An 11,016-nucleotide genomic window follows, 5' to 3' on the forward strand; every position below is an offset into this window, starting at 1 on the left:
GCGACGGAGGCGGGGGCGGCCGCCGGCGACCGCCCCCGCACCGTACGGCACCGCCGCCTCCGGCCGGCTACTTCTGCGCCGCCACGGGAACGTGGACCCATACCGCCTTCGACGGCGTGCCCGCCCCGTCCACCGCGTTGAGCATGTACCACCCCGGCGGCACCAGCGACGGGTCCTTGGGCAGGGTGACCGTCACGCCGTCCTTGCCCTTGGTCACCGTGAAGTCCAGCGCGATCGACCGCTGCTCGATGTTGGTGACATGGGTGAAGGAGCCGGGCCGGATCAGCCGCATCTTCTTGATGGCGCCGGCGTGCGGGGCGCCGAACGTCGCGGTGCCGCCGAGCGCGACGGTCTTGGCGGTACCGCCCGGGGACGTCAGCTCGGGGCGCGACTTCCGGAAGAGGTAGGGCGGCGTGTAGAGGTCGATCTGCTGCTGGAAGACGCCCGGCTTGGTGTTGTCCTTGTCGGCGTACAGCGAGTCGGAGCCGAAGGTCATCACCCGGCCGTCCGGCAGCAGCAGCGCGCCGGAGTGGTAGTTGCGGCCCACCAGCGGGTCGGCCACCTGCCGCGCGGTGTTGGACGCCGGATCGTAGATCTCCGCCTTGAGGACGTTGGAGTCGCTGCGTCCGCGGTAGTCGCCGGAGCCGTTCGTGGTCAGCACCGAGTCGTCCGGCATGATCACGCTGCTCGGGTAGCGGGCCTTGGCGTAGAGCGGCGGGCCGTCCCTGAAGCGCGGGGCGGGGGCGTGCAGGTCCACGATCCGGGTCTTGTCCGTCGACCGCGGGTCCTCACCGACCCCGCCGCCGCCCAGCACCATGTACCGCTGGTTCTGGGCCGGCGGCAGCAGCACCGACATCGACGTCTCCAGGATCTTCGGATCGCTCATCCCGGGCACGACCTGGAAGGTGTTGGACTTCAGGTCCCAGATGCCGGGAGTGCGGCCGATGTTGTCCGGGCCGTAGCCGGCGTTGGAGCCGGTGTAGAAGATCCGGCCCCGGTCGGTGAGGAAGAGCGCCGGGTAGGTCGGGAAGAAGCGCTGCCGGGGGAGGTAGCTCCACTTCTTCGTCGCCGGGTCGTAGATCTCCTGCTTGCCGGGGACGACCTGCCCGATCTCGTCCAGTCCGGAGACGGAGAGGACCTTGCCGTCCTGAAGGGTCGTCAGGGTCGGGTACCAGCGGGCCTCGTTCATGGGGTCGACGGGGACGTAGCGCTCGGCCACCGGGTCGAACTCGAAGGAGTCCTTGATGCCCTGGAAGTCCTTCTTGTCGAAGGACAGCTTCTGCGCGATGCCGTAGAAGTTGTGGACGTCGGTGCCGGTCAGGCCGTGGATGCGGTAGTTGTCCTGGGCGCCGGTGGAGTGCGCCGGGCCGTTCTTGAGCGCCTCGACGTAGACCCGGGCCTCGCTGTGGGTGACGGTCACCTTGCCGGTCGCCGGGTCCTTGGTCTTCTTCGCCCGCGGCACCACGACCGGGTCCTTCGAGGTGAAGGTCTTGCCGTTCTGCTTGCCGGTGAAGAGCGTGCCGGCCGGGAAGGTTCTGGGGCCGTCCGGGTTCTCGTTGTAGATGATCATGAGGCCGCCGGCCTTCTTCACATCGCCCTGCAGCTTCTCGTAGCGCTGCGTCCCCCCGGCGACCAGCAGCTTGCCGTCCGGGAGCTGGGTGTGCCCGGCGCAGAAGAGGTCCTTGGGCGTGGGGATGTTCTTGAAGGTGTTCTTCTCCGGGTCCCACAGCACCGTACGGAAGGACTTGGCCTTGAAGTTCGCGGCGTTGTTGCCGGAGCCGGCGACCAGCAGCACCTTCCCGGTGTGCAGCAGGGCCGCATGGATGGTGTTGATGCGGTATTTGTCGGGGACGTCGACGACGTCCCAATGGCCGTTCGCCGCCTTGTACTCGGGCTTGTTGATCTCGTACTGGTGGTACTGCTCCGAGGCGAAGCCGTAGAGGGCCGGCCCGTTCATCCCGGCCAGCGCCAGCACCACCGCGGTCGCTATCGCCACTCTGCGGGTGCGGCGGCTCGGACGGTACTTCATGTGTGACGTCCCCCAAGGGCGATCTGCATGGTCTGTTCGGTGGAGGCGGGCTGGTCAGCGGCGGTGTCCTCGGAGCTGGTTCCGTCCTCGGTGCCGGAGGCGCCGGCGGCCGCCTTGCGCCGCGCCCCCCGGACGCCCAGCCGCCAGGCCGCGATCGGCGCCGCCGTGATCAGCATCGCCAGCGACGCCCAAGTGATCATCGCCGGATGGCTGTGCCCCAGGACGAAGGAGGCACCCAGTGAGCCCCCGAAGACGAGCAGGAAGAACAGGTGCACCCGGAAGGTGCCGAAGAGGGTGTCCGGACTGGAGGAGTCGCCCTTCGGCGTGACCACGAACTTGCTCTTGCGGCGCAGTACGGCGTCGAACAGCGACCTCGCGTAGATCGGTGCCGACATCGCGGACATCACCATCCCGGCGACGCCGCCGGACCCCTCCGGCTCGTGCGGCGAGACGTTGTGCCGCCGGTTCCAGACGTACAGCCCGATCTGCAGCGCCGAGGCGTTGCCGTAGAGCATCATCCACACCGACGGGTCGATCTGCACACCGGAGGCCCCGAGCCCCAGGAACAGCGCGCAACTCAGCGCCGCCAGGATCCAGTTCAGCGCCGACATCGGGTAGAAGATCACCATCATGGTGTAGTTGAAGAGCCGGCCCGGCGGCAGCGTGAACGGCGCCTTCCAGAACTGCTTGAGGATCGTCTCGTACGTCCCGCGCGACCAGCGCAGCTGCTGGGTGAAGAAGTCCGTCCAGGCCGTCGGCCCCTCGCCGACCGCCAGCACGTCCGGGGTGTAGACCGACCTCCACTTCTTCCCGGTCGCCGGGTTCCGGTGCCGGTGCATCTCGAAACCCGTCGCCATGTCCTCGGTGATCGAGTCGTACAGCCCGCCGATCTGCTTGAGGGCGCTGATGCGCACGGCGTTGGAGGTGCCGACGAACATCGGCGCGCCGTAGCGGTTGCCGGCCCGCTGGATCAGCGCGTGGAAGAGGAACTGCTGCGACTCGGCGGCCTTGGTGACGAAGGTGTCGTAATTGCCGTACACCTGCGGGCCGATGACGAAGCCGACGTCCGGGTCGCGGAAGAAGCCGAGCATCCGCTCCAGGTAGTTGGGCAGCGGGACGTGGTCGGTGTCGACGGAGGCGAAGTAGTCGTAGTCGTCGCCGTGGGCGTCCAGCCAGGCGTTGTAGTTGCCGTGCTTGGTCTTGGCGCGGTGCGGGCCCTTGGCCTGGTTCCACTCCGGCACGCCCTTGCGGGTGAAGTGGTGCACTCCCAGGCGCCGGCAGACCTCCTTGACCTCCGGGTCGTCGCCCTCGTCCAGCAGCCAGACGTGCAGCAGACCGCGGTGGCGCACCCGGACCGCCGCCTCGAGCGTCTTGGTCACCATCGCCAGCGGTTCCTTGCCGGGGACGAAGGAGGTCAGGAACGCGACGCGGGTGCCGCTCTCGGGTATGACCGGCACGGGGTCGCGGGCGACGAGTGTGGCGTGCGCGTTGGAGAGCACGTTCATGCACCGGAAGAACTCGATCAGCGCGATCGAGACCAGCATGACGGTGTCCAGCACCGGCAGGAACTCATACGCGGGGTAGTCGCGTTGAGTCCAGTGATCGGGCTGCAGCAGCCAGGCGAGCAGGCCCAGCGAGACCAGCGGGGCCGCGCCGAGCAGCAGCGCCGCCCGGATGCGGTGCGGCTCGCCGGCGAGCAGCGAGCGGTAGCGGACCTGGTAGGGCTTGTCCGGATCGGGCTGGGTGAGCGGCCCGGCCAGCCGGCTGTAGTGCTCGTAGTCGTAGCGCGGCAGCGGCTTGCGCTGGACCCGCCGCTGCCAGTGCTGGCGCGGCACGCGCAGGCGCGCCGTGGCGGACGGGTCGTACGGAAGCTGCGGCCGGGTGCCGTCCTGCGGCGACGTCATGAGTCCATCCCCCCGCACGCAGCGGGGGCTGCGTGCCGATTGCTGACGGCCCGAGTCCTCGGTCCCCCTCGACCGACTCGGGCTCACTGGTGTCGGCCGCCCACACCGTCAGACGGTGACGGCCGTCTTCCGGTTGCATGATGAACGCCCCACGATCCTGCCAAGCGGCGGGCTCCCCGTGTCCACATCACGCCAACCGGCGTTTCCCCTGTCCCCAACTCACCGGGACCCCGCTGCTTTCAGCCGAGTTCCCAGGTCAGGGTCCCGAACCGACCGCATGATCGCAAGGTGATCCGAGGGGGATACGGACAAGAGTGTGCAATGCGGGACGGTGTATGGCGCAGTGCGCATCACTTGCGTCCGATGCCGGTCGCAACTGGCCGGTTTCTGCCGGATTTTGGAGCCGTGGCCGATATCGCCCACTGGGTGTCGTCAGGCGGGCCGGTCGGTAAAGGGATTCCTTGGCGTTGGTAAAGTCGCCGACTGCGAAAGGATAAAGGGGGGTTGACGGATCGGGGCGGCGTGGCCGACGGCACGTATATCGATGCGGCGCGGCTGAACGAGCCGGGCAAGAGCTTTGAGGTCCATGCGTACGATTTGGAGCAGTATATAAAGGAGTTCACTGGCAAAACCGGTGATGAATGGATCCATGATGGCTTCGGCCTGCTGGTCGAATCCGAGGAAGTGGCCTCCGCCTACATGAAATTGGCCGAACACACGGCCAAGTCGCTGGGCAATCCGCAGCGCCATCTTGACGCCATCGGCGGTGGTGTGCGGGGTGACGCCAAGAACACCGAATCCGCGGACGACGCCATGGCCGAGATGTTCAAGGGTGACGGCGGGTGAGCGAGGAGAGCGTAACGCCGCCCGCCTCGCCGCACGTGCGGATCGCGCCGCCACCCGCCTCGGCGGCATTCTCGGCAAGGTCGCCAAGGCCTTCCCTGTCGTGCAGGCCTTCGCCCGTACCGGTAAATGGCGGCGTTTCCCGGTCGAAATGGCGACACGGTACGCGGGTGGCCTTGTCTCCGGCGTCGGCACCAGCGTGATCAGTGGTAAAGGCCCCGAATGGCGTGACAACGCCGTCAAGAGGAAGACGCGAGCAAGCAGAACGAGAAGGGCGTGGACAAGGTGAGAGACAAGCCGGACAGCAGCAAGTTCGCCGGCGTTCGGATGAGCGCCGGAGCGGTACGGCTCGGCCGCGGCGTGACCGTGGTGGGGCTGCCGGCCCTCGTCGTGCTCACGGCCGGCCGGCTCTTCCTGGACGCGGGAGCGGTCCGTACGGCCGTGGACCGGACCGCCCTCGCCGCGCTCGCCGGATGCGCCCTGGCGCTCACCGGGTACGTCCTGCGGGCGGGCCGGGTGACGCCGCGGCGCGCCTACGAGCTGGCGCTGGACGCGGGGAGCCCCCCAGGGGCCGGCGCGGGCACCGCCGTCCCCGCCGCACTGCACGGCTCCCGCTGGACCTGGGTGCGGATCACCGCCGTCGCTCTCGCCGTCCCCACCTCCCTGGTGCTCTTCGGCAGCCTCGGCGCCGGCGACCCGGCACGCGGCGCCACGGCCGCCCGGATCGCCGGCGCCGGCCATGTGATCAAGGAGCTGCCGGTCGTGGCCGTGTCCGACGTCGAGCGCGCGGGCAGCAGCAGCCGCGCCTCGTCCGAGGCCGACTACACCGTCCGGCTGCCGGCGCCCGACGGCGGCGCGGGCGTCCCCGCCACCTTCCGCGCGGAGGTGTCCCGCGGCGTCCGGGAGGCGGGGGACACCTTCCCCGTCGCCTACGCGCCCGACCGCCCCGAGCTCGGAGCCGTCGGCGCCGTGACCCGCTCCGCCGTCGAGGCCCAGCTCACCGGGCGCACCCTGCCCCCCGGCAGCTCCGTCTTCGTCGCCTTCCTGTGGGCGGTCCTCGCCGCGGTCGCGCTCTTCGTCGCCACGGCCCTCACCGGCCCGCCGCGCCGGGCCCGCCGGGTCGGCGAGGGCTGGGTCGCGCTGCGGGCGACGGTCCAGGGGTCGGCCGAGCACGTGGAGCCGCCGGAGGACGGCGAGGCGGGCAAGGGCGCGGGCGGCAGGAACGGCCCCGCCCGCTACGAGTGCCTGACCCTGCGCACCGCGTCCGGAGACGTGCCGCTCCGCCTCGCGGCGGCGCACAAGAGCGTCGCCGGGCTGCTCACCGGCGCCGAGGGCTGGCTCCTGTGGGACCCGGGCGGGTCCCGGGGCAAGGTGCCCGCCGACTTCGTCACGGACGACGGCCGGCAGCTGCCCGGCCGCGTGCCCGGGGCCGAGGCCGTCCGGATCGCCGGCGTCCGGCCGCGTGAACCGTTCCCGCTCGACGCCGCCCGCCGTACCCGCCTGCTGGAGTTCGGCGGCCACTGGGCGCGCACGGTTCCGGTCGGCGTGCTGCTCGGCATGATCGTCTCGGTGGCCGCCGCCGGCGCTCTGCTCCTGCCGGTGGACGGCGGATGGCGCGGCTGGACGGCCGTGGCCGGTGCCCTCGCACCGCTCCTCGTCTGGATGGCCGCGGGTCTGTTCACCGTTCCGGCCGACAAGGGGGCGGCCGCGGAGGCCGGAGCGGGCCCGGCCGCCTGACCGTGCCGCACCCGCCACATGACTGAGGCCCCTCGCGATGGCGAGGGGCCTCAGTGTTACGTGCGCCGCCAGGGACTCGAACCCCGGACCCGCTGATTAAGAGTCAGCTGCTCTAACCAACTGAGCTAGCGGCGCGCGCTGACCTGAAGAACTTTACACGAACTCGGGACGTGCTCCGTACCCAGAACCGGCTCGCCCACGCGCTCGGCTTGTGTGATCCCCGCCACTCGCATCCTGCGCCGCGAGGGGCCGCTACCGCACGGAGCCCCCTCCCGCACGGGCCGGAAGTCTCGCGATCTTGGGACTTTCGCCTGCCGGGCCACCCGAATTGCTCTGTGAGGATCGAGTTCGGCGAGTCCGTCGCGTAGGTCAGCAGTTGCCCCGTCAACATGCGATATCTCCTGCCGGTTGAGAGGCTGAGGCGGGTACGCGGGGCGCGGGGACGGAGCGAACGAGAAGGGGGCCGGCCATGGCGTCCGTCACTCCTCCCCCGCCTCCCGCAACCCCACCCTCCACAGCAACGTCTGCCAGGACGCGCGCCCCGGACCGGGTCCCCGGGACTCGCCCCTCCGTCGGAAAGGTTGATCGTCATGGTGTCGACAGCCAAGCGCACGCTTGAGATGCAGCTCCTCCTCGGGCCGGACGAAGCAGTTCCGGTGGCCGGCCGGTTCGGCTACCGCAGCGATCGCCCGTACGAGGTCGAGGTCGCCTTCCTCAGCCGCGGGCGTGCGGTCTCGACCTGGCGGTTCGCCCGCGATCTGCTGCTGGAGGGGTTGTCCGGCGAAGTGGGGGAGGGGGACGTACGGGTGTGGTCCTTCCGCCGGCCGGGCGAGGTGCGCCGCGTCCACATGGAGCTGTCCACCGGCGACTCGGTGTGCGAGCTGTCCGTGCGCGCGAGCGAACTGACCGCCTGGCTGGAGCAGACGGCGGCGATCGTGCCGCCCGGCCGCGAGGACCGCTTCCTCGACATGGACACCCACCTGGCCCGGCTGCTGGCGGGGAAGTGCTGATGGGGGGCACGGCGATGATGACGACGGCCATGGACGAGGTGGCGGCCGAGGCCGCGCGGGCGACGCGGGACGCGCCGCGGGCGGTGACCGCTCCCGGCCCGGAGGACGGTGCGCGGTCCGGCCCGCCCATACCCGCGCCCGGCTCCGGCATACCCCCCGCCACCGCGGATCCCGCCGCACCCGCGCCCCACGACCCCTGCGCACACGGATTCCTGCCCGAGCGGCCGCCGGTCCGTTCCATGATCGGGACCTGGACCAGGCTGGACGCCATGGCGCGGGCGGCCGCGGTCGCGCCGGACCGGGAGGCCGCGATCGCCCTGGTCGAACGCGCCCGCCGGGACGACGAGTTGTCCGCACTGCGGCAGCGGGTCTCCCGCCTCTCCCTGCGCAACGCCGAGGCGGCCGCCATGCGGATCGCGGTCGTCGCGGTCTCGTGCGGATGGTGCGGGCTCGACCCGCAGGCGCCGGCCGCCCGTCAGGTTGCCGACGAGGCGTTCCTCGACCTATGGGCCGCGATCGCGCACCGCATCGACCACGACCAGTTCGTCGCGCTGCCCACCCTCGCCCTCCACAACTGGGCCCCCGAACGCAAACCGCGTCGCCATATCCCCATCGACCAGCTGGCCCGCACCGAACAGCTGGTACCGATCGTGCGCTGGGCCCCGGAGGGCCAGCCGCTCAGCCGGCTCGACCGCCTGATGCTGGCCGCGACCCGGCTGGAGGCGCACGGCATCTGGCTCTTCCGGCTCGCCGAGACCCTCGCCGGCCGCTCGCCCGACGACTCCTCCACCCCCACGGCGCTGCGCCGCCTGGTCCGCGTCCAGCACGCCCTGCGCGCCCAGCTCCACGCCGAGGCGGCGGAATTGGCGGCCGCGCCCGCGACGCGGCAGCAGCGGGCCGTGCTCGCCGCGCTCGCCGAGCAGGGCGCCCTGGAGCCGCCGGTGCTGCAGGCCGCCGACGCGGTGCTGGGCATCGGCGGCCGCCGCGTGGGCGACGGCCGGCGCCAGCTGCTGCGCCGCCACCTCCCGGCGCAGCACCGCGCCTGGCTCAGCGCGATGGACCGGCACTGCGCCCCCGTACGCACCCTCGCCCACCGCGGCGGTCCCGACGCGGCCGTCTACCGCGAGGCCCAGGAGTCGCTGATCGCCCTGCGCCGCACGTACACGGCGCTCGTGCAGGCCGCCGCCCGCCCCGCGGCGGACCCGTTCCCGGCGGCCGCCTGACGCCCCCGCCTGCCCGCCCCGGCCGACGCTCGGGGACTGGACGCTGTCATTGGTCTGGACATGACCAATGGCAGTGTCTAGTGTGCCGTTTGGTCTAGACCGCGCTTCCCGCACCTCCCTCCTCAGCTCACGGAACCTCCCCCACGTTCTTCAGGAGCGAAGCATGCGCAAAAAGATCAGCGCCGCCGTGATCGGCCTCGGTGTCCTCGGCGTCTCCCTGCTCTCCACGGGCAGCGCCGCCAGCCACGGCTACAGCGACGCACCCCCCAGCCGGCAGGCGCTCTGCGCCCAGGGCGCCGTCAAGGACTGCGGCGCGATCCAGTACGAGCCGCAGAGCGTCGAGGCCCCCAAGGGCTTCCCGGCCGGCGGCCCCGCCGACGGCAAGATCTGTTCCGGCGGCCATGAGAACTTCGCCGAGCTCGACGACCCGCGCGGCGGCAAGTGGCCCGGCACCACGCTCTCCCCGGGCCAGGGCTACACCTTCACCTGGCGGCTGACGGCGCGTCACGCCACCACCGACTTCGAGTACTTCATCACCAAGGACGGCTACGACCCGAGCAAGCCGCTCACCCGCGCCGACCTCGAACCCGAGCCGTTCATGACGGTCCCCATGGGCGGCGCGCGGCCGGGCGAGACCGTCCAGCACCAGGGCACCGTCCCCACCCAGAAGTCCGGCCGGCACCTCATCCTGGGTGTCTGGAACATCGCCGACACCGGCAACGCCTTCTACGCCTGCTCGGACGTCGATCTCTCCTGACCCGAAGACGGGCCTGCCCGCGTCCCCCGTGGAACAGGCCCCGGACACAGCGAAGTGGGCGTTCCCGGAGAACCGGAAACGCCCACTTCCTACGTGCGCCGCCAGGGACTCGAACCCCGGACCCGCTGATTAAGAGTCAGCTGCTCTAACCAACTGAGCTAGCGGCGCGCGCTGACGAAAGAAATACTACCTGGTCGAGAGGGGTGCTCATGACCACCGTCCGCCGGACCGCCCCCGCCCCGCTCAGATCGCCAGCGACAGCAGTACCGGCGCGGCCTTGCGGTTGAGGGTGTCGGCCGCCTGGCGCAGGCGATGGGCGTGCTCCAGCGGCATGGACAGCGCGAGGCAGCCGACCGTCGAGCCGGCCGTGATCGGCACGGCCGCGCAGACCGTGCCGACGGCGTACTCCTGAAGATCCAGGACGGGGACCGTCGGCGGCTGGCTGTCGAGCTTGTGGAAGAGGACCTTCTCGTTGGTGATCGTCCGGGAGGTGAGCCGGGCGGTCTTGTGCCGGGAGAGGTGGTCCTTGCGCCCGTCGTGGTCGAGCTGGGCGAGCAGGCACTTGCCGACCGCGCTGGCGTGTGCCGTGCGGTGGAACTCGGCCCACTCGTTGACCTTGGGGGCCAGTGGTCCGTCGGCGTAGTGGAGGATCTTGACCTCGCCGTCGATGTACCGGCTGATGTAGACCGCCGCGCCGACCGAGTCGCGCAGCTGGTCGAGGGTCAGCTGCAGCTTGTCGCGCAGGGCCCGGTCGCGGTCGCCGCCCGACCCCAGGAGCAGGAGCGATTCACCGACGACGTACGCCCCGTCGGTGAGCTGCTCGGCGTAGCCCTCGCGCCGCAGCATCGACAGCATGTGGGCGAGCTGGCCCGGGGGCAGGCCGGTCTCCCGGGCGATCTGCGCATCCGTCACGCCACCGGCGTGCCTGGAGATCGTTTCGAGCACGCGAAGGGCGTACTGCACCGAATGGAACGGCGCGGTCGGCTCGGGCTTCAGCGCCACGGTGTCCCCCTAGCAGGTTGTTACCGCTTGCGTCGTGACCGCGCTGAGCGGCACGGTCGGCACATGCGCGACCGCGCCCGGACAACGAGGCTGCTATCACGATAGCGGTCAACGGCCCTCGATGGAGGGGGTCTTGACTGAAAAGCAGTGCGTCTCGGTTTTCTGTACAGGGGCTTGAGACTCTGGCATATGCCAAGGTCACGAAGCCGGGCGCCGGGGTGCCGCACGCTCCGGTGACACCCGGTCGCGCCGGGGTGGAACCGGCTGAGGACCCCTGGGAGGGTGCGGAATCGGCCATTTCCGCGGCCGGTTCCGTCGGATGCCGCGAGTGCCGGCTCGAGGACGTCGTCGTCGGCTTCTCGCCATGGGCGCCCGCGGTCCCGCCGCCGGCCCGGCGCCGTGGTGTGCGGGGGCGTACCGGAAGGAGAGAGGTGGGGGGGGGGGGGGGGGGGGGGGGGACGGCCCCCCCCCCCCCCCTCCCCCCGCGCTGGGCCAGACGGGATACGGAGCC

8 protein-coding genes and 2 tRNA genes are annotated in these 11,016 nt (G+C 71.1%); 5 read left to right on the forward strand and 5 right to left on the reverse strand.

Annotated features, from left to right (window positions below):
* Nucleotides 1-67: 67 nt before the first annotated feature.
* Nucleotides 68-2,029: a radical copper oxidase GlxA gene (gene glxA / locus AC0680_RS36990; RefSeq protein WP_478637436.1), complete on the reverse strand. Its 1,962-nt coding sequence runs from the start codon at nt 2,027-2,029 to the stop codon at nt 68-70.
* Complete coding sequence (locus AC0680_RS36995; RefSeq protein ID WP_478637437.1) at nt 2,026-3,933, reverse strand: glycosyltransferase family 2 protein; 1,908 nt, start codon at nt 3,931-3,933, stop codon at nt 2,026-2,028. Before AC0680_RS36995 ends, glxA begins: the two co-directional genes overlap by 4 nt.
* 522 nt (nt 3,934-4,455) lie before the next feature.
* Here AC0680_RS36995 and AC0680_RS37000 point away from each other — a divergent pair.
* Nucleotides 4,456-4,779 (forward strand): hypothetical protein, encoded by a 324-nt coding sequence (locus tag AC0680_RS37000; protein WP_478637438.1) that lies wholly within the window; start codon nt 4,456-4,458, stop codon nt 4,777-4,779.
* A 273-nt stretch (nt 4,780-5,052) separates the two neighbouring features.
* The gene (locus AC0680_RS37005; protein ID WP_478637439.1) at nt 5,053-6,513 is read left to right on the forward strand and encodes a hypothetical protein; all 1,461 of its coding nucleotides are present in this window, start codon (nt 5,053-5,055) and stop codon (nt 6,511-6,513) included.
* A 61-nt stretch (nt 6,514-6,574) separates the two neighbouring features.
* On the opposite strand, the gene AC0680_RS37010 is transcribed toward AC0680_RS37005, so the two are convergent.
* Nucleotides 6,575-6,648: transfer RNA gene (locus tag AC0680_RS37010), tRNA-Lys, on the reverse strand.
* Between the two features lie 455 nt (nt 6,649-7,103).
* On the opposite strand from AC0680_RS37010, the gene AC0680_RS37015 reads away from it, so the two are divergent.
* The 3 genes from AC0680_RS37015 to AC0680_RS37025 all read left to right on the forward strand — a co-directional run bounded on the left by AC0680_RS37015 (nt 7,104) and on the right by AC0680_RS37025 (nt 9,503).
* Nucleotides 7,104-7,523 (forward strand): SsgA family sporulation/cell division regulator, encoded by a 420-nt coding sequence (locus AC0680_RS37015; protein WP_478637440.1) that lies wholly within the window; start codon nt 7,104-7,106, stop codon nt 7,521-7,523.
* Nucleotides 7,523-8,746 carry a hypothetical protein gene (locus AC0680_RS37020; protein ID WP_478637441.1) on the forward strand — a complete coding sequence of 408 codons (1,224 nt, stop codon included), beginning with the start codon at nt 7,523-7,525 and terminating at the stop codon, nt 8,744-8,746. Before AC0680_RS37015 ends, AC0680_RS37020 begins: the two co-directional genes overlap by 1 nt.
* A gap of 163 nt (nt 8,747-8,909) precedes the next feature.
* Entirely contained in the window at nt 8,910-9,503 is a 594-nt protein-coding gene (locus AC0680_RS37025) for a lytic polysaccharide monooxygenase auxiliary activity family 9 protein (protein ID WP_478637442.1), read from the forward strand.
* A 94-nt stretch (nt 9,504-9,597) separates the two neighbouring features.
* Here the strand turns inward: AC0680_RS37025 and AC0680_RS37030 are convergent.
* Together AC0680_RS37030 and AC0680_RS37035 are read right to left on the reverse strand one after the other, a co-directional pair.
* Nucleotides 9,598-9,671 (reverse strand) — tRNA-Lys (locus tag AC0680_RS37030).
* A gap of 75 nt (nt 9,672-9,746) precedes the next feature.
* Complete coding sequence (locus AC0680_RS37035; RefSeq protein ID WP_384430870.1) at nt 9,747-10,505, reverse strand: IclR family transcriptional regulator; 759 nt, start codon at nt 10,503-10,505, stop codon at nt 9,747-9,749.
* Nucleotides 10,506-11,016 lie beyond the last annotated feature (511 nt).

This window comes from Streptomyces sp. NPDC043738 (assembly GCF_056436545.1).